General features: G+C 69.0%; 16 protein-coding genes. 10 read left to right on the top strand and 6 right to left on the bottom strand.

Features of this window, described 5'->3' with window-relative positions:
• Positions 1 to 12: 12 nt before the first annotated feature.
• From FAF44_RS01585 to FAF44_RS55655, 3 genes are read left to right on the top strand one after another with little or no spacing between them, the layout of a single operon-like run.
• A complete protein-coding gene (locus FAF44_RS01585; RefSeq protein WP_237101148.1) occupies positions 13 to 879 on the top strand; it encodes an ABC transporter permease in 867 nt (288 codons plus the stop codon).
• Positions 872 to 1654 carry an ABC transporter permease gene (locus tag FAF44_RS01580; RefSeq protein ID WP_237101147.1) on the top strand — a complete coding sequence of 261 codons (783 nt, stop codon included), beginning with the start codon at positions 872 to 874 and terminating at the stop codon, positions 1652 to 1654. Before FAF44_RS01585 ends, FAF44_RS01580 begins: the two co-directional genes overlap by 8 nt.
• A complete protein-coding gene (locus FAF44_RS55655; protein ID WP_237101146.1) occupies positions 1641 to 2690 on the top strand; it encodes an ABC transporter ATP-binding protein in 1050 nt (349 codons plus the stop codon). The genes FAF44_RS01580 and FAF44_RS55655 overlap by 14 nt, the downstream gene beginning before the upstream one ends.
• On the opposite strand, the gene FAF44_RS01570 is transcribed toward FAF44_RS55655, so the two are convergent.
• The gene (locus FAF44_RS01570) at positions 2684 to 3289 is read right to left on the bottom strand and encodes a TetR/AcrR family transcriptional regulator (RefSeq protein ID WP_237101145.1); all 606 of its coding nucleotides are present in this window, start codon (positions 3287 to 3289) and stop codon (positions 2684 to 2686) included. The two genes, FAF44_RS55655 and FAF44_RS01570, sit on opposite strands and share 7 nt — an antisense overlap.
• A 124-nt stretch (positions 3290 to 3413) precedes the next feature.
• Here FAF44_RS01570 and FAF44_RS01565 point away from each other — a divergent pair, with 124 nt between their 5' ends.
• The 6 genes from FAF44_RS01565 (at position 3414) to FAF44_RS01540 (ending at position 11021) form a co-directional block, all read left to right on the top strand.
• Positions 3414 to 4679, top strand: coding sequence for a glycosyltransferase (locus FAF44_RS01565; RefSeq protein ID WP_237101144.1), 1266 nt, complete (start codon positions 3414 to 3416; stop codon positions 4677 to 4679).
• Between the two features lie 28 nt (positions 4680 to 4707).
• The gene (locus tag FAF44_RS01560; protein WP_237101143.1) at positions 4708 to 6105 is read left to right on the top strand and encodes an aminobutyraldehyde dehydrogenase; all 1398 of its coding nucleotides are present in this window, start codon (positions 4708 to 4710) and stop codon (positions 6103 to 6105) included.
• Positions 6106 to 6279: 174 nt separating this feature from the next.
• Positions 6280 to 9615 carry a nitrate- and nitrite sensing domain-containing protein gene (locus tag FAF44_RS01555; RefSeq protein ID WP_237101142.1) on the top strand — a complete coding sequence of 1112 codons (3336 nt, stop codon included), beginning with the start codon at positions 6280 to 6282 and terminating at the stop codon, positions 9613 to 9615.
• A 5-nt stretch (positions 9616 to 9620) separates the two neighbouring features.
• Positions 9621 to 10034 carry a roadblock/LC7 domain-containing protein gene (locus FAF44_RS01550; RefSeq protein WP_201760494.1) on the top strand — a complete coding sequence of 138 codons (414 nt, stop codon included), beginning with the start codon at positions 9621 to 9623 and terminating at the stop codon, positions 10032 to 10034.
• Positions 10035 to 10054: 20 nt separating this feature from the next.
• Positions 10055 to 10462, top strand: coding sequence for a DUF742 domain-containing protein (locus FAF44_RS01545; RefSeq protein ID WP_237101141.1), 408 nt, complete (start codon positions 10055 to 10057; stop codon positions 10460 to 10462).
• 28 nt (positions 10463 to 10490) lie between these two features.
• The gene (locus tag FAF44_RS01540) at positions 10491 to 11021 is read left to right on the top strand and encodes an ATP/GTP-binding protein (RefSeq protein ID WP_237101140.1); all 531 of its coding nucleotides are present in this window, start codon (positions 10491 to 10493) and stop codon (positions 11019 to 11021) included.
• A 261-nt stretch (positions 11022 to 11282) separates the two neighbouring features.
• Here the strand turns inward: FAF44_RS01540 and FAF44_RS01535 are convergent, their stop codons facing one another.
• The 5 genes from FAF44_RS01535 to FAF44_RS01515 form a co-directional block, all read right to left on the bottom strand.
• Entirely contained in the window at positions 11283 to 12053 is a 771-nt protein-coding gene (locus FAF44_RS01535; protein WP_237101139.1) for an ABC transporter ATP-binding protein, read from the bottom strand.
• Positions 12054 to 12213: 160 nt separating this feature from the next.
• A complete protein-coding gene (locus tag FAF44_RS01530; RefSeq protein ID WP_237101138.1) occupies positions 12214 to 13437 on the bottom strand; it encodes a flavin-dependent oxidoreductase in 1224 nt (407 codons plus the stop codon).
• A gap of 48 nt (positions 13438 to 13485) precedes the next feature.
• The gene (locus FAF44_RS01525) at positions 13486 to 14274 is read right to left on the bottom strand and encodes an ABC transporter permease (protein ID WP_237101137.1); all 789 of its coding nucleotides are present in this window, start codon (positions 14272 to 14274) and stop codon (positions 13486 to 13488) included.
• A gap of 11 nt (positions 14275 to 14285) precedes the next feature.
• Positions 14286 to 15101: an ABC transporter permease gene (locus tag FAF44_RS01520; protein WP_237101136.1), complete on the bottom strand. Its 816-nt coding sequence runs from the start codon at positions 15099 to 15101 to the stop codon at positions 14286 to 14288.
• The gene (locus tag FAF44_RS01515; protein ID WP_237101135.1) at positions 15098 to 16096 is read right to left on the bottom strand and encodes an ABC transporter substrate-binding protein; all 999 of its coding nucleotides are present in this window, start codon (positions 16094 to 16096) and stop codon (positions 15098 to 15100) included. The genes FAF44_RS01520 and FAF44_RS01515 overlap by 4 nt, the downstream gene beginning before the upstream one ends.
• Before the next feature lie 604 nt (positions 16097 to 16700).
• Here FAF44_RS01515 and FAF44_RS01510 point away from each other — a divergent pair.
• On the top strand, positions 16701 to 17957 hold a 1257-nt coding region (locus FAF44_RS01510; RefSeq protein ID WP_237101134.1), incomplete at its 3' end, for a nitrate- and nitrite sensing domain-containing protein.

Here is a 17957-nt window from a genome sequence, read left to right as displayed (position 1 = left end):
GCCAGTGTCACAGTGAAGTCTGAAGTCGAGACCCAGCCAGTGCCCCGCTCCCCGGGACGCTGGCTGGGCGCGTTCGTTTTCCTGTCCCCGGGGCTGGCCTACCTGGTCGTCCTCATGCTGGTGCCGCTGGCGCTGGTGTTCAGCTACACCGTCTTCCAGCGCGGCCGTTTCGGCGGGGTGGTCTACGAGTTCACCACCGAGAACTTCGAGCGGCTCTTCGACCCGCTCTATCTCAGCGTGGTGCTGGACTCGCTGAAGATCGCCGCGCTCACGACGCTGATCGCGCTGCTCGTCGGCTATCCGACGGCCTACCTGATCGCGCAGCTCCCGAAGAAGTGGAAGACGCTGGCGCTGGTGGCGGTCGTGCTGCCGTTCTGGACGAACTTCATCATCCGGGTCTACGCCTGGACGATCCTGCTCAGCGGGCCGGGGCTGGTGAACTCGGCCCTGGCCAAGATCGGGCTGGGCCCCCTGGAACTGCTCTACAACCAGGGCACGATCGTGGCGGGGCTGCTGTACTCGTACCTGCCGCTGATGGTGCTGCCGCTGTACGCCGCGATCGAGCGGCTCGACCCGCAGCTCCGCGAGGCGTCGGCCAACCTGGGGGCGTCCGGGTTCGCCACCTTCCGCAAGGTCACGCTGCCGCTCACGGTGCCAGGGGTGCTGACCGGGTGCCTGTTCGTGTTCGTGCCGAGCTTCGGCAACTTCGTCATCCCCGAGATGCTGGGCGGCAACAAGTCGATCATGGTGGGCAACCTCATCAGGAACCAGTTCCTGGCGGCGCGCGACTGGCCGTTCGGCGCCACGCTGTCGCTGGCGCTCATCGCGGTGCTGGTCGTGCTGCTCATCGTCCAGGCATGGGCGGCCCGCCGTGCGTAGCAGACCCCGGCTCCTGTACGTGCCGTTCTGGCTCACGTACGTCTTCCTGTACCTGCCGATCGTCGTGCTCGTCGTCATGTCGTTCAACTCCGGCGAGTCCGCCTACACCTTCGACGGCTTCAGCCTCAAGTGGTACGGCGTGCTGGCCGAGGACGAGCGGATCAGGGACGGCCTGGTCAACACGCTGATCGTGGCCACGGGCGCCACGGTCGTCGCCACGGTGCTCGGCACGATGATGGCCGTCGGCCTGGCCAGGTACACCAGGTCCAAGGTCATGGACGCGCTCACGCTGATGCCGGCCGTGCTGCCCGACCTCGTGCTGGCCATCGGCCTGCTCGTCCTGTACGGCACGATCCAGCTCACGCTCGGCCTGTACTCCGTGGTGCTGGCCCACGGCCTGTTCGCCATGGCGTTCGTCGCGGCGGTGGTGCGCACCCGGCTGACCGGCACGGACACCTCGCTGGAGGAGGCGTCGAGAGACCTGGGCGCGGGCCCGGTGGTGACGTTCGTGAAGATCACGCTGCCGCAGCTCATGCCGGGCATCGTGGCGGGGGCGCTGCTGGCGTTCACGCTGTCGCTGGACGAGTTCGTCATCGCGTTCTTCACGATCGGCAACAACGACCAGACGCTGCCGATCGTCATCTACTCAATGATCCGTTTCGGGGTCACCCCGAAGATCAACGCGCTGGCCGCGATCCTGCTCCTCGTGAGCTTCACGGCGGTGATCGCCGGCCAGCGCCTGACCAAGATCGGGGAGTCGCGTGCTCAAGATTGACGGGGTCTCCCGGAGCTTCGGGGACGTCATCGCGCTCGACGGAGTCTCGCTGGAGATCGGCCAGGGCGAGTTCTTCGCCCTGCTCGGCCCCTCCGGCTGCGGCAAGACGACGCTGCTGCGCATCATCGCCGGCTTCGAGCGGCCGGACGCGGGCAGCGTCTCGCTCGACGGCGCGGACCTGCTGGGCACGCCGCCGAACCGGCGGCCGATCAGCCTCATGTTCCAGTCGTACGCGCTGTTCCCGCACATGACCGTGGCCAAGAACGTGGCCTACGGGCTGGAGCGCGAGCGCCTGCCCAAGCAGGAGGTCAGGCAGCGCGTCGGCGAGGTGCTGGAGACCGTCGGGCTGTCCGCGCACGCCGCCCGCAAGCCCGCCCAGCTCTCCGGCGGCCAGCGCCAGCGTGTCGCGCTGGCGCGTTCCATCGTCAAGCGGCCCCGGCTGCTGCTGCTCGACGAGCCGCTGTCGGCCCTGGACAAGAAGGTCCGCGCCGACATGCAGCTCGAACTCAAGCGGCTGCAGCACGACGTGGGCATCACCTTCGTGGTCGTCACGCACGACCAGGAGGAGGCCATGTCGCTGGCCGACCGCATCGCGGTCTTCGACAACGGCCACGTCCGCCAGGTGGACGAGCCCGTCTCGCTGTACGAGCGACCGCGCACGCCGTTCGTGGCCGACTTCGTCGGGGCCAACAACCTCTTCCACGGCACGGCCGGCGGCCTCGACGGCATCAAGAGCGAGCGGTTCGGCATGCTGGCCGGCACCCCGTTGGAGGAGCTGGCGGCCGAGGCCGGGGCGCTGCTGGCGGTGCGGCCCGAGAAGATCGAGCTGGCCGACGGCGGCGCGTCGAGTGGCCTGGCCGGCGCGGTCCTCGACGTGAGCTTCTACGGCGGCGTCTCGCACGTCTCCGTCGAGGTGCCCGGCCACCCCAAGCCGGTCCTCGTGGCCGTGCAGGGAGCCGCCACGGTGCGCCCCGGCGCCGAGGTCAAGGTCCGCTGGGCCGCCGAGGACGCGGTGATCATGGCGGCCGATCAGTGAGCGAGATCGTTACCGGTGGCCGCGCGCGCGTAGGACAGGATCAGCTCGGCCGCCTCCTCGGGGCCGATCAGCGGATGCCTGGCCGTGATGCGGTAGCCGTAGGCGTCCTCCAAGGCCACCAGGTTGCGCGCGATCGTCACCGAGTCGGCGCTCAGCCTGAACACCCCCAGAGCGGACCCCGTGTCCAGGATCGCCTGGTACATCGACACCTGCCGGTCGTAGAGGGAGGTGAGCAGCACGCCGTAGACCCGGTTGCGGCCGGCGGCCCCGCCCAGCTCGTTGAGCAGGCGCACATCGGGGTCGAGCGGCCCGGTGGGCAGCCCCGACCTGATCGTGACCACCAGCTTCTCGACGGGGTCGGTGAAGGTGGCGAGCTGGCGCAGCCGCTGCTCGTAGAAACGTTCCATGCCCGCGTGCTGCGCCTCGACCAGCAACTCGCTCAGGTCGGGGTAGTGGTAGAGGACGGCGCCCGAGGTCAGGCCCGCCTCCTCGGCGACGTGCGAGAGCTGTACACCGTCGATGCCATGGCGGATGATGGCCCTGCGTGCGGCCTCGATCAGATCGAGCCGCCGGTCGCTGCGGCTTTTGCGCTGAGCCACCCTCACCACCTTCACTCGTTTGGCTGCTGTTCAGTTAGCCGTGACCATAGTGCACTTAAGTTGACCTTCACGCTAGATCAGTTTTTGAATTCATCTTCAAATTGACGAGCTCCCCGGAGTCGCGATGTCTCTCACGTTCCTGTTCATGCCGGAAAGCGCCTACGGTCCCACCAACAACTCCATCGGCATCGGCGATATTCTGCGCCGCCGCGGCCACCGCGTCGTCTTCGCCGCCGAGGCGTCGTGGAAGGGCAAGCTCGAAGCGCTCGGCTTCGAGGAGGACCTCGTCGACCTGGCCCCGCCGGCGGAGGGGGAGCAGGACCCCGGCCAGTTCTGGAAGGACTTCATCCGCGAGACCGCGCCGGAGTACCGCAAGAGCACCCTGGAGCAGCAGGAGACCGTCACCAAGCCCATCTGGGACGGGCTGATCGACGGCGCGAAGTACTGCGAGCCGCAGCTCAAGGCCATCATCGAGCGGGTGAACCCCGACGTGATCGTCGAGGACAACGTGATCACGTTCCCGGCGCTGCTCACGACGGGCAAGAAGTTCGTCCGCATCGTCTCCTGCCAGCCCCTCGAGGTCAACGGCGAGAACGTCCCGCCCGTCTTCTCCGGCCTGCCCACGGGCGACCGCTCCGGCTGGGACGCCTTCCGCGCCGAGTACGAGCGCACCCACCGCGAGGTGTGGAGCGCCTACAACGAGTGGTGCGTCGAGCAGGGCACGGCCCCGCTGCCCGACCTCGAGTTCATCCACGAGGGCGACCTGAACCTCTACGTCTACCCGGAGATCCTCGACTACGTCGCCGAGCGCCCGCTGGGCCCGACCTGGCATCGCCTCGACTCCTCCGTACGTGAGACCGACGAGGACTTCACGCTGCCCTTCGAGCGCAACGACGGCGCGCTGGTCTACTTCTCGCTCGGCTCGCTCGGCTCCTCCGACGTGGCGCTGATGCAGCGGGTGATCGACGTGCTGGCCACGACCCCGAACCAGTACATCGTCTCCAAGGGCCCGCTGCACGAGGAGATCAAGCTTGCCGACAACATGTGGGGCGCGGAGTTCCTTCCGCAGACTAAGATCATCCCACTGTGTGACTTGGTCATCACCCATGGCGGCAACAACACGACCACCGAGGCGCTGCACTTCGGCAAGCCGATGATCCTGCTGCCGCTGTTCTGGGACCAGTACGACAACGCCCAGCGGGTCGATGAACTCGGCTATGGTGTCAGGCTCTCCACCTACACCTTCACCGACGAAGAGCTCACGGGGGCGGTCGCGCGGCTGCTCGGCGACACCGAACTGCGCGCGCGCCTCGCCGCCGCGGGCGAGGAGATCCGGCGTCGCGACGGCCTGCGCAAGGCCGCCGACCTGATCGAGCAGCTCGGCCAGTAGCACGACCCTGAGAGATGAAGTCTTCCTGATGCGCGAATTGATCAACCCCGCCACCGGCCTTCCCTGTGCCGAAATTCCGGATACGCCGGTGGAGGGCGTGGCCTCGGCCGTCCGGGCGGCCCGCTCGGCGTTCGAGGAGTGGTCGCAGACCACCCCCGCGGAGCGGCAGCGGCTCCTGCTGCGTCTGGCCGATCTCGTCGAGGCCGACGCCGAGGAGCTGACCAGGCTCGAGGTGGAGGAGACGGGCAAGCCCGCGGCGGTGTTCAGGGACGGCGAGCTGCCGTTCGCCGCCGACAACCTGCGCTTCTTCGCCGGGGCCGCCCGCTCGCTGGACGGCTCGGGGGCCGGGGTGTTCAGCCCCGGCTACACCTCGGTGCTGCTGCGCCGCCCGGTCGGGGTGGTGGGGTCGATCGCGCCGTGGAACTTCCCCTTCGTCATGGCCGTCTGGAAGGTCGGCCCGGCGGTGGCCGCGGGCAACGCCGTGGTGATCAAGCCCGCGCCGCAGACGCCCCGTACGACGCTGCGGCTGGCGGAGCTGTTCGCCGAGGCGGGCGCCCCCGACCATCTCGTCCAGGCGGTCACCGGCGCCGCCGAGGGCGGCCAGGCGCTGGTCACCGACCCGGGCGTGGACATGGTCAGCGTCACCGGCTCCACCGAGACCGGCCGTGCCGTGATGAGCGGCGCGGCCGGCACGCTCAAGCGGGTGCACCTCGAACTCGGCGGCAAGGCGCCGGCGCTGGTGTTCGGGGACGCCGACCTGGCGGAGATGGCCCATGGCGTGGCCATGGGGGCGACGTACAACACGGGGCAGGACTGCACGGCGGCCACCCGCGTCTACATCGCCCGCGAGGTCTACGGCGAGGCCGTGGAGGCGCTTCGGGCAACTCTTGCCGAAATCACCGTGGGCGACCCCTGGGACCCGGCGACGGACATCGGCCCGCTGATCTCCGCGGCGCACCGGGACCGGGTGCACGGGTTCGTCTCGCGGGCCGGTGGACGGGTGCTGCACGGCGGCTCCCCGATCGGGGGCCCCGGCTTTTTCTACCCGCCCACGCTGGTGGTGGACGTCGCGCAGGACAGCGAGATCGTGCAGGGCGAGTTGTTCGGCCCGGTGCTGGTCGCGCTCCCGTTCGACGGCGAGGACGAGGCGGTCCGGCTGGCCAACGACACCCGCTACGGCCTGGCCTCGTCGGTGTGGTCGCGCGACGTGGGCCGCGCGATGCGGGTCTCCCATCGGCTCGACGTGGGAGTGACCTGGGTCAACGACCACCTGCCCATCGCCAGCGAGGCGCCGCACGGCGGCGTGAAGGGCAGCGGGTTCGGCAAGGACATGAGCCAGGAGGCGGTGCAGGAGTATTCGGTGACGCGGCACCTGATGGTGAAGCACGCGGCGCCCGCGGCACGGGATTCTTTCCGTCCGGCCTGAAACGCGTGTGGCGAAATACACCCAAAGTGCCTCTTTGGGTGTGTGTGATGGGATATGTTCGGTTGGCCGATCTGGTACGGGTTGTGTTCCAATTACCCAGCCGGACAGAATCCCATGCGCCACACGCGTGTCTATTTTCTTCGAGCACGTACCGGCGAGAGGTTGCGAGACTCAGTGAGGACGAAAGACCCCAGGCACACGAGGTCAGGGGAGTACACAGGCGGACGGTTCCGGCTGGCGAACTGGCGTGTGCGCTCCCGGCTGGTCGCGCTGATCCTCATCCCCACCGTCGTGGGTGTGCTGCTCGCCGGCGTCCAGCTCGCCGACGCCATCGGCACCAGCGCCGAGTACCGCCGGCTCACCCAGGTGGCCGAGCTGGTCCAGCGCATCGGTGCGCTCAACCACGAGCTCGGCAAGGAACGCACGCTCACCGCGTGGTACGTCGCCGAACCCCGCAGGGGCGGGCGCTTCGTCGACCTCAAGAACCAGCGTGCGGAGACGAACAAGGCCAAGCAGCAGGTGGTCAACGCCGCCGCGGCCATCGACGCCTCCCACTCCGCGCGCGTGAACCAGGGCGTCGGCAACACCCGCCGCTGGCTGGAGGGCCTGGACAGCCTGCGCGACTCCATGGTCGCGAAGGTGCCGCCGCGCGCCGCGATCAGCACGTACACCACGATGATCGAGGTCTTCTCGACCATCCAGGCCGACCTGGGCGACGGCGTCAACGACGACAGCCTGCAGGGTGACGTGGCCGCGCTCGGCTCGCTCCAGAAGATGAAGGAGGAGGTCTCGCGGCAGCAGATCATCCTCATCGTGACGCTCATCCAGCGCCGGGTGGACAGCGCCGACTGGGCCGACTTCCTGGGCTCCTGGAGCAAGCAGCAGGCGGAGCTGGCCTCCTTCCAGCAGAACGCCAAGTCGGACGAGCTGAAGGCGTACCAGCAGGGCATGCGCGGGTTCCAGGTGGACCTCGCCGACGCCATGCGCCAGCGCGCGCTCGCCCAGGTACGCCAGAGCAACAGCATCGGCGACCTCGACGTCACCACCCCGACCCTCACCCGCGACCTCAACAACTGGTTCAAGAGCACCACGGTGGCGGTCAACGCCATGCGCGAGGTCGAGGACAACCTGGCCACGAAGATCGTGCTCAGGACCCAGGACCTCAGCAACACCGAGCAGCGCAACGCCATCATCTCCGGCGCGCTCATCCTCGTCCTGCTGCTGCTCGTCCTGATCATCACCACCCGCGTGGCCGGCTCGCTCGTCCGCCCGCTGCGGCGGCTGCGCGCCGAGGCGCTCCAGGTCGCCACGAGCCGGCTGCCCGACACCGTCCGCGTGCTGCGTGAGTCCGGCGAAGGCGCCCAGGTGCCCGAGGTGCCGTCGATCGGCATCAACACCCGCGACGAGATCGGTGAAGTGGCGCGGGCCTTCGACGAGGTCCACCGCGAGGCGATCCGGCTGGCCGGTGACGAGGCCAAACTGCGGGCCAACGTCAACTCGATGTTCGTCAACCTCTCCCGCCGCAGCCAGACGCTGGTCGAGCGGCAACTTCAGCTCATCGAGGGCCTGGAACAGGGTGAAGAGGACGAGCAGCGGCTCGCCAACCTCTTCCGCCTCGACCACCTGGCCACCCGCATGCGCCGCAACAGCGAGAACCTCCTGGTCCTCGCCGGCCAGGAGGCCGCGCGCAAGTGGAGCGAGCCGGTGCCGCTGGTCGACATCGCCCGCGCCTCGCTGTCGGAGGTCGAGAACTACGAGCGGGTCCAGATCCAGATCGCGTCCGGCACGCTCATCGTCGGCCCCGCCGTCACCGACGCCGTCCACCTGCTCGCCGAGCTGATCGAGAACGCCATCTCCTTCTCCCCGCGCGAGAGCAAGGTCAACGTGACCAGCACCCCCGCCGAGGGCGGCGTGATGGTGACGATCAACGACCAGGGCATCGGCATGAGCCAGGAGGAGCTGGGCGAGGCCAACTGGCGCCTGGCCAACCCGCCCGTCGTGGACGTGTCCGTCTCGCGGCGCATGGGCCTGTTCGTGGTCGGCCGCCTGGCCCTGCGCCACGGCGTCCGCGTCCAGCTCAGCATGCGGGAGACCGGCGGCCTGAGCGCCCTGGTGTTCATGCCCGACATGCTCATCAGCAACGGCCAGGGCCTGCCGCAGCAGGGCGGGCAGTACGAGGCGTTCACCTCGTTCGACCCGAGCATGTTCCAGCAGCCGTCGCGCAACGGCTCGCACCCCTCCTTCGACGACCTCCCCGGCCCCGCGGACACCCAGTGGCCCGGCTCGCTGCCGGCGCCGGGCAGCGGGAACTGGCCTCCGTTCGGCGAGCAGCCGGCCGCCGCCCCCGACCCGCAGCCGTCCTCCTTCGGCGACCAGCCGTCGGTGTTCGGCGACACCTTCGGCGAGCCGCCCGCGGCCACCGGGCAGCCGGGCTTCGGTGAGCAGCAGCCCGCCTACGGCGATCGGCAGCCGACCGGCTTCGGCGAGCAGCCGCAGGCCGACGAGCCCCGTTGGCCGTCCTTCTCCGACGACTCGCCCGCCGTGCCGCAGCAGCCCTCCGCCCTCGGCGAGCAGCGCTGGCCGTCGTTCTCCGACGACTCCGCCGCCGCCCCCGAGTCCTCCTCCTTCGGGGACAGCAGGTGGCCGTCGTTCGCCGAGCAGCCACCGCCCATGCAGGACGGCGAGCCGCGCTGGCCGTCCTTCGCGACCGAGCCACCCCCGCCGCAGCCGCAGACGCCGCCGCAGCAGCAGGACGAGTCGCGCTGGTCGTCGTTCGCGGACCCGCTGCCGCGCAGGTCGTTGTTCGAGTCCGAGGACCGGGTGCGCCCGCAGTTCGGCGAGAGCTACAACTCGCCGTTCGCCGAGGAGCCCAAGCCCGCCGACCAGTTCGAGCAGAACGGCCGCTCCGGCTACAACCCGTTCGGTCCCGGCGACTACACCTCCCAGGACATGACCGGGCCGCTCCCCGTCGTGCGCAACTCGCCGATGGAGGAGCAGGGCGACGAGTTCCTGCCGATCTTCTCGTCGGTCGGGTCCGACTGGTTCCGGCGGCCCGACCCCGATGCCGGGCGTCACGAGTACGAGGCCGAGCCGGAGATCACCGCCGTGCACCCGGCTGTGCCCGCCGACCCGCCGCCGGGCGCGATGCCTCCCGCCGCCCCGCTGTCCGGGCCGCCGGAGCACCAGAGCACGGCGTCCGGGCTGCCGCAGCGCAAGCCCGGCCAGTCGTACACCGGCCCGGCCTGGTCGTCGCCCGCCGACTCCGGCTTCCAGGCCGCGCAGGCGGCCGCCCAGCCCCAGCAGTCCGGGACGACGCCGTCCGGCCTGCCCCGGCGGGTCCCCAAGGCCAACCTGGTGCCCGGTACGGCCAGCCTCGCCGAGCCCCAGGCCTCGTCACCGGCGCCGCAGATCTCGCCCGAGCGGTTGCGCAGCCGGCTCTCCAGCTTCCAGCAGGGTGTTCGGCAAGGCCGGGCGTTCACCCGCGGGCAAGAGAATGAGGAGGACAAATGAGAGAAATGAGCCAGGGTGCGCGCGGCATCAGTTGGTTGATCACGGACTTCGTGAACAACGTGCCGGGCGTCGCCCACACGGTCGTGGTGTCGTCTGACGGGTTGCCGCTGGCCTTCTCCGAGGGATTTCCCAAGGACCGGGCCGACCAGCTCGCCGCGGTCGCCTCGGGCGTGATCAGCCTGACCCAGGGTGCCGCACGGGTCTTCGAAGGCGGTATGGTGACGCAGACCGTGATCGAAATGCAGCGTGGGCTCTTGATGATCATGTCGATCAGTGATGGATCCTGCTTGGCGGTTCTGGCCGCTCCCGACTGTGACATGGGTCTGGTCGCGTACCAGATGACCTTGCTGGTCGAGCGGGCGGGTCAGGTACTGACTCCGGCCGTACGCGCTGAGTTGCAAGCGGCCCGCCCCCGCTAGCAGGGCGGTGACAGGAGAACATGGTGTCAGGTCAGCAGGGTTGGGCTGGTGATAGCACTCCGCCGCATCCGGCGGCTCCCCGTCCGCAGAAGCAGAGCTCCTTGGTACGGCCCTATGCCGTCACCGGAGGGCGCACCGCTCCGCGGATGAAGTTCGCCATGGAGGCACTCGTGTCCTCCGTGACGTCGGAATACCAAGACATTTCCCTACTAAGTCCGGAGTATCAGGCGATCATTAACCTGACCCGGAACGTCCGGTCGGTTGCCGAGATCTCCGCCCTCTTACGCCAGCCTCTGGGTGTGGTCCGGGTGCTGATCGCCGACATGGCGTCGGAGGGCCTGATCCGCGTGCACCAGCCAGCGCTGGACGCGGGAAAGCCGGACCTCAACTTGCTCGAAAGGGTTCTCAGTGGACTTCGCAGGCTCTAGCCCCGGCCTAACCTCGACGAAGATCGTCGTGGCTGGGGGCTTCGGCGTGGGCAAGACGACGTTCGTGGGTGCGGTCTCGGAGATCCTGCCGCTCACCACGGAAGCGGTCATGACGGACGCCTCGGCGCACGTCGACGACGTCTCGCTCACGCCGAACAAGACGACCACGACCGTGGCGATGGACTTCGGCCGGGTCTCCCTCGATCGGGATCTGATCCTCTACCTGTTCGGCACCCCCGGACAACACCGCTTCTGGTTCATGTGGGACGACCTGGTACGCGGCGCCATCGGCGCGGTCGTCCTGGTCGACACCCGCCGCCTGGCGGACAGCTTCCCCGCCATCGACTACTTCGAAGAGGCGAAACTGCCCTTCGTCATCGGCATCAACGGCTGGGACGGCCAGTTCGCGCACGCCGAGGACGAGCTCAGGGAAGCGCTGTCGATCGGCGGCCACATCCCGATCGTGCGGCTGGACGCCCGTCAGCGCGAATCGGTTAAATCCACCCTCATCACTTTGGTGGAGCACGCCCTGACCCGGCACATGCACACCCCGGTCTAAAGGCGTTCCTCACGGGTGCCGCCCGCCGACCGGCCCAGGCGGCACCCTCTCATCACGGGCCTGCGAAACGGCCCTCGACGCCCCCTCGCGGCAGGCGCTCTCGGCGGCGTCGAACAACTCGGCGAGTGGCGGCAGGCCCTGGCGGGGTACGACGCGGTGCCGTCGTGCCTGGGCAGCGCGCACCGGCGTCCCACGACCAGACCGTCGTCCGGCCGCCGAGACTCACCGACGCGCGGTACCGGACCCGGTTCCGCGCGGCGCTCAGACGGTGGCGTGGCCGCGGACGAGCCGGCCGACCTCGGCACGCAGGTGCACGAAGTCGGAGTGCTCGCGGGTGGTGATCTGGTCGCGCGGCGCGGGCAGGTCCACCTTCAGGTCGCCCACCACGTTCGCGGGCGCCTTGGACAGCACCACCACGCGGTCGCCGACGTAGACGCTCTCGTCGATGTCGTGCGTGATGAGCACGATCGTCATCTGGTGGTGGCCGCGGACCTGGAGCACGAGGTCCTCGAGGTCCTCCCTGGTCTGGGCGTCCACCGAGCCGAACGGCTCGTCCATGAGCATCAGCGTCGGCCGGTAGGCCAGCGCCCGCGCGATCGCGACCCGCTGCTGCATACCGCCGGAGAGCTGGAACGGGTACTTGCGCCCGGCGTTCTCCAGGCCCACCGACTCCAGCGCCTCGGCCGCGGCCTCGCGGCGCTGCTTCTTGTCCATGTTCTTACGCCGCAGCGGCAGCGCCACGTTGTCGGCGACCGACATCCACGGGAACAGGGAGCGGCTGTAGTCCTGGAAGACCACGGCGAGGTTGTCGGGCGTCTGCCTGACGACCTCGCCCTCGACCTTGACCTGGCCGCCCGTCGGCTGGATGAGCCCGGCGATGGAGCGCAGCAGCGTCGACTTCCCGCAGCCCGAGGGGCCCACGATGCAGAGCAGTTCGCCCTCGGCGACGCTCAGGTTGAGTCCGTCGATGGCGTGGTGCTCGTTGGGGGTGCCGCCGCCGTACACATGGGAGAGGTTGTCTATCTCGAGCAATGGAAATCCTAGGGGGCGAGACCGCGGACAGCGCGGCGACTCTTCCGGAGCCGGAAACGACTCTGGCGGAGCGGTAAAAAGCTGGACATGTCGGTCAGGTAACCTTAATCTGCCGCGATCTTACTCTCGCACAATCGTGCCTGCCAGGTAAGGCGCACGGTCAAACACTCCATGACGGCCTTTCGTTCAGCGCCCGGACGTCGCTGTCGGACAATCCGCGCTGGGCGGCCTGCATGGCGGTCAGCTCCTCCGGGGTGAGCACGTCGGCGATGCTCGTGAACCCGCCGGGGGCGCGCTCGCTCACCAGCGCGATCGTCTTCTCGATGGGCAGCGACCGGTGCGCCAGCACCAGCTCCGACGTGGGCGGTCGCCGCCCCTCCTCGTACGCCGTCAGCGCCGTGCCCGGGTCGGCGTGCGTCGCCAGGCAGCGGGCCAGGAACCGGGCGTCGAGCACGGCCTGGGAGCCGCCGTTCGAGCCGATCGGGTACATGGGGTGGGCGGCGTCGCCGAGCAGGGTCACCCGGCCCCGGCCCCACCGGGGGAGGGGGTCGCGGTCCACCATCGGATATTCGAGTATGCGATCCGTGGCGGCCAGTAATTCCGTGATGTTCACCGGAAGGTACTTCCATGACGCGAAATGGCGGTGCACGTCGGCGAAGCGGCCCACACGTGACCAGTCGGCCTCGGCGACGATCCCGGGCTCGGCCACCTTCACCTCCGCGACCCAGTTGAGCAGCCGCGGATTGCGGGCCGAGATGTGATAAGTCACGAATTTGGCGGCGGTGTTCGAGCCGCCGACCAGCACCGTGGCCCCGTCGAGCACCCGGTCGGCCTCGGCGACCCCGCGCCACATCCGGATCCCGTCCCACCGCAGCGGATCGCCGGACGGCCACAACCGGGCCCGCACCGCGGACTGCACCCCGTCGGCCCCGACGAGCACGTCCACCCGCTCCCGCAGCACCCGCCCGTCCTGCCGGAGGGTGACGAGCACCTCGTCGCCGTCCTGCTCGAAGTCCTCGAACCGGACGCCGGTGCGCACCGGCCCGACGCGCTCCTCGACCGCGGCCAGCAGCGCCATCTGCAGTTCGCCCCGGTGCACGCTGTACTGCGGCCAGCGGTAGCCGGCCGACCGCCCGCGCGGCAGGTCCATGATCAGGTTGCCGTGCCGGTCGGCGAACGACATGAAGCTCGTCTCCACGCCCAGCTCCGCCAGCACCGGCCCGAGCCCGAGCTCGGTCAGCTCGCGTACGGCGTGCGGCTGCAGGTTGATGCCCACCCCGAGGGGCCGCAGCGTACGGGCCGCCTCCACGACCACGCACTCCAGCCCCGCGGCACGCAGGCTCAACGCCGTGCTGAGCCCTCCGATGCCACCACCCACGATCATCGTTCTCACGGTGCCCCCCAAGACGCGATGCCGTCCCCGCGGCCGACTCTAATCGACCAGCCGCTGGGCGGCGTGGTGCCAGCCGAGCACGCGCCGCTCGACGATCAGGAACACCTCGTTGAGCAGGTAGCCCAGCACGCCGAGGAGCACGATCCCGGCCCACATGGCGGGCAGGTCGAAGGTGGCGTAGGCGTCGGTGAGCTGGAAGCCGATGCCGTTCGTGGTGCCGGGCAGCAACTCGGAGAAGACCATCACGATCAGGGACAACGACAGAGCCAGCCGCAGCCCGGCGAACATCTTGGGCAGCGCCGAGGGCAGGACCACCCGCAGCAGCCGCTCGGCCCGCGACAGCCGGAACGCCTGGCAGGTCTCCAGGTGCAGCGGCTCCACCGAGCGGGCCCCGTCGGCGGTGTTGAGCAGCACCGGCCACACGATGCTGAACACGATGAACGCCAGTTGCATGCGCAGCCCGAACCCGAACACCACGAGGAAGACGGTCACCAGCGCGGGCGGCGGGATCGCGCGCAGGAACTGCAGCACGCCGTCGAGATAGTCGTACGCCCGCGCCGACAATCCCACGGCCAGCCCGAGCAGCACCCCGGCCAGCGCGCCCCCGGCGAAGCCGAGCGCCATCCGGCCCAGGCTCGGCAGGATGTTCCCGATGGCCAGGTCGGTGAGGAAGAACGTGCCGGGCGGCCCCGAGAACCACATCGCGTGCATCCGGGTCACGATCACGCTGGGCGGGGGGAAGAAGGTGTTGCCCGCCAGCCGGGTGGCGATCTCCCAGAGCAGGAGCAGCACGACCAGCACCAGCGCGCGGAAGACGGTGGTGCGCATTCCTCGCCTCCTCATGGCCGCTCCCCCCACTGGGCGTGGTGCCAGCGGAACGCCCGTCGTTCGGCGGCCACCAGCAGCGCGTTCACGGCCACGCCGAACAGTCCCACCCAGAAGACGCCGGCCAGGATGTCGGTCATGCGCGCGGGCACGGCGATGCCGGCGAAGAAGACGAACACGCCGATGCCCTCGCCGCGGCCGGCCACGATCTCGGTGCTGACGGTCAGGATGAGGGCCACCCCGGCGGCCAGGCGCAGGCCGGTGGCGATGAAGGGCGCCGACGCCGGCAGCGAGACGCGCAGCAGCACCGCCAGGGGGCCGAAGCCGTAGGCGCGCAGGGACTCCTTGGCCAGGGGGTCCACGCCGCGCAGGCCGTACATCGTGTTGTAGAGCAGGGGCCACAGGGAGGCGTAGACGACCAGCGCCACGCGGTGTTGCAGGCCGGTGCCGATCACCAGGGCGACCAGCGGGATGAGCGCGACGGAGGGGATCGGCCGCAGGAACTCCACGACCGAGCGCATGGCCGCGTCGACGACCGGCACGCTGCCGAGCAGCAGGCCGAGCGGTACGGCGAGCAGGGCCGCGATGGACAGCCCGATCGCCCAGGCGAGCAGGCTGGTCAGGGCGTGCCCGCGGAAGGCCGGGTCGAGCAGCAGCAGCACGGCGCGGCCGACGATCTCGGAGGCGGGGGGCAGGAACTCGGGGTCGGCCAGGCCGGTCCTGCTGAGCAGTTCGATCAGGGCGGCGAAGGCGAGAGCCCCGGCCGCCCGGCGGTACCAGCGGGTCGCGGAGGACGCCGGGCGGACGCGGGGCAGCGTCTGACTGCTCACCCGGACGCGGTGGGCGACATGAGTGACTTGACGTCGATCTGCTTGGTCAGCCACTTGGCTTCCCACATCCAGTCGGCCACCCGCTGGAGGCGGACCGAGTTGTCACTGCTGGAGAAGAAGGGGAAGGTCACGGTCGCCGCGGTGGCGGCGTCGATCTGCGTGAAGGTGGGCAGCACCTTGGCCACCACCTCACGGTTGTTCTCCATGAGCTTGGCCGCGTTGTGGATGGCGCGCTGGAAGGCGGCCGCCGTCCGCGGGTTCTTGTCGTACCACTCCTGGGTGCTGACGTAGCCCGAGATGGGGAACTCGGCGGCGGGGCCGGAGGCGGGGTCGAGGATCTTGCGGGCTCCCATGGTGGCGGTGGCGGCGGTGACCATGGGCTCGCCCAGGTAGGCGGCGTCGATCTGGCCGCCCTTCCACGAGGGCATGATGTTCTGGAAGGTCACCTGCACGTATTTGATGGTGGCCGGATCGACGTTGTTGGCCTTGAGAACCTGGGTGAGCGCCAGCTCCTGGAAGTTGTGCAGGACGTTCACGTTGATCGTCTTGCCCTCCAGGTCCTTGGGCGTCTTGATGGGGGAATTGGGCAGGGCCATGATGCTGAGCGAGTCGGGGGCCGCGCGAGAGCCCTCGGCCAGGATGCGTAGCTTCAGCGCCTGCTTGTCATGGGCGGCGAACATCGACACGTAGTTGCCGAACATCGCGTCGATCTCGCCCTTGACGAGCATGGGAATGGCCTCAGGGGCGGCCTGGACGACCTCGGGCGTGACGTCGAGGCCCTCCTTCTCGAACAAACCCTGGTCGATCGCCACATAGATGGCCGCGCTGTCGATGGCGGGCAGGGTGGCGATCTTGATCTTCGTCTTCTCCAGGCCGCCGGCGGAGGCGGACGGTGGCGCACTGGCTGTCGTTGCGGTGCCCGCGCTGCACGCCACGGTGCCGAGTGTCAAAGCGAACCCGATGATGGCGGCTCTGGCGGAACGGCCAACCCTCATGTCAGGGACTCCCTTCGGGTGGAGCCAGGGGGGAACCGGGTGGCTTCTGCTCCCGGGGGCTGTGTGCCTGACGCACAACAGAGATCGACCGTAGCACCAATTGGGTGTCCATTATCGGGAAAGATAACACTTGCAGTTGCAATGTCCGGTTGCCGCTCTATCGTGAAAATTTGAAGACTGCAAGCAAGTTGAGATTTGTCCGATTTGGGAAAGGAGGTGTTTGCGGGAACATAGGTTACTCGTGTGGCGTTCATTCGATCTTTTCTGTGAGTCAGGACGGGGCTCGCGGAACGGTCGCCCATTGCCTCGTCTTGCCAGGTAGAAGGCCATCTACCGATTCTGCCGCATTTTCTGGACATCTAGGTATAAACACCTCATCGGGGCACTAGTGGTGGTTGGCGGTGGTCGACCCATGTGCTCAAATGGCGCTTATTCGATGGACAAAATTGCCGCACGTGAAACTCCGCACGTCACCGAGAATTTCCCTCAGGGCGAGAGGTTGCGAAGGCAAGTGAGAACGCAGAGCGCTGAAGCTTCCGCTGACCGCGAGCCGCACGGCCATCAGAAGCGACGGCTGTCCGATCCCCCCTCCAAGAGGTTCGGATTGGGCAACTGGCACGTGCGGTCGCGCCTGATAGCGCTGATCGTCGTTCCGACGGCCGTCGCCGTGGGCCTGGGCGGGCTGAACGTCGTCACCTCACTCAGTGACGCCAACACGTACCAGACCCTCAGAGAGGTGGCCGAGCTCAGCGAGCAGATCGGCGCCGTCACCCAGGAACTGTCCTTCGAACGTGACGAGACCGCCCTCTACATCGCCCAAGGGCGGCCGGAGACCCGCGAGGCCCAGCTCCGCACCACCTACAGCGGGGTCGACGGGCTCATCGAGGAGGCCAAGCGGCGCGCGGTCGCGCTCGGCGAGACGCACGCCGAGGCCGTACGGCCCGTGCTGCGCCGGCTGGAGGAGATCCCGACGCTGCGCGAGACGGCCGTCAACGGCAAGATCCAGCCCCTGCCGATGATCCAGAAGTACTCGCAGATCATCGCGCGGCTGCTGCAGTTCCACGACCAGGTCGGCCAGGTCGCGGTGGACGACCAGGTCGCCGACGCCGCCAGCGCCATGGCCGCCATCGCACGGGCCAAGGAACAGGCATCCAAGCAGCGCGGCATCCTGGCCAGCGCGCTGGACAAGAAGGGCTTCGACAGCGGCGAACTCGACGCCCTCACCGACGCCAAGTCGCGCGAGCAGAGCGAGGAGACGCTGTTCGGCGTCCTGGCCGACCTCGAACAGCTTGAGCTCTACCGCAACACCGTGGTCGGCCGCGACGTCGACCAGACCGACCTGTTCAGGCTGCGCGCCATGGCCCAGTCGGCCGAGGGCAAGGAGCTGAGCATCGGCGTGCAGCCCGACCGGGACGTCGCGACCTGGTTCGAGGTCAGCACCGGCAAGATCGACGCCCTGCGGAGTGTGGAGAAGGAGCTGTCCGCCTCCGTCATCCTGCGCGCCAGGGCCCTGGAGGAGGGCGCCAACCGCTCGGCGATGATCTCCGGCGGGCTCATCCTGCTCCTGCTCGTCGTCGTGACCGCGATCATCTCGCTCATCGCCCGCTCGCTCATCCGGCCGCTGCGCCGGCTGCGCCGCGAGGCGCTCGACATCGCCGGGCAGCGCCTGCCCGAGACCGTCCAGCAGCTCCGCGAGAGCGGTGAGGGCACGGTCGGCCCCGTCCAGCCGATCGGCGTCGACACCCACGACGAGATCGGTGAGGTGGCGCGGGCGTTCGACGAGGTGCACCGTGAGGCGGTGCGGTTGGCGGGTGAGGAAGCGCGGTTGCGGTCGAACGTGAACGCGATGTTCGTGAACCTG

The organism is Nonomuraea sp. MG754425 (genome assembly GCF_021699195.1).
Lineage (GTDB): Bacteria > Actinomycetota > Actinomycetes > Streptosporangiales > Streptosporangiaceae > Nonomuraea.
Note: the sequence above shows the minus strand (reverse complement) of the source record. Positions and strands in the feature narration are given on the sequence as shown.

Coding starts and splice junctions, on each gene's coding strand:
- FAF44_RS01550 (WP_201760494.1), top strand. CDS start 9,621: ATGAGCCAGGGTGCGCGCGGCATCAGTTGGTTGATCACGGACTTCGTG.
- FAF44_RS01560 (WP_237101143.1), top strand. CDS start 4,708: ATGCGCGAATTGATCAACCCCGCCACCGGCCTTCCCTGTGCCGAAATT.
- FAF44_RS01525 (WP_237101137.1), bottom strand. CDS start 14,274: ATGCGCACCACCGTCTTCCGCGCGCTGGTGCTGGTCGTGCTGCTCCTG.
- FAF44_RS01515 (WP_237101135.1), bottom strand. CDS start 16,096: ATGAGGGTTGGCCGTTCCGCCAGAGCCGCCATCATCGGGTTCGCTTTG.
- FAF44_RS01545 (WP_237101141.1), top strand. CDS start 10,055: ATGGTGTCAGGTCAGCAGGGTTGGGCTGGTGATAGCACTCCGCCGCAT.
- FAF44_RS01565 (WP_237101144.1), top strand. CDS start 3,414: ATGTCTCTCACGTTCCTGTTCATGCCGGAAAGCGCCTACGGTCCCACC.
- FAF44_RS01530 (WP_237101138.1), bottom strand. CDS start 13,437: ATGATCGTGGGTGGTGGCATCGGAGGGCTCAGCACGGCGTTGAGCCTG.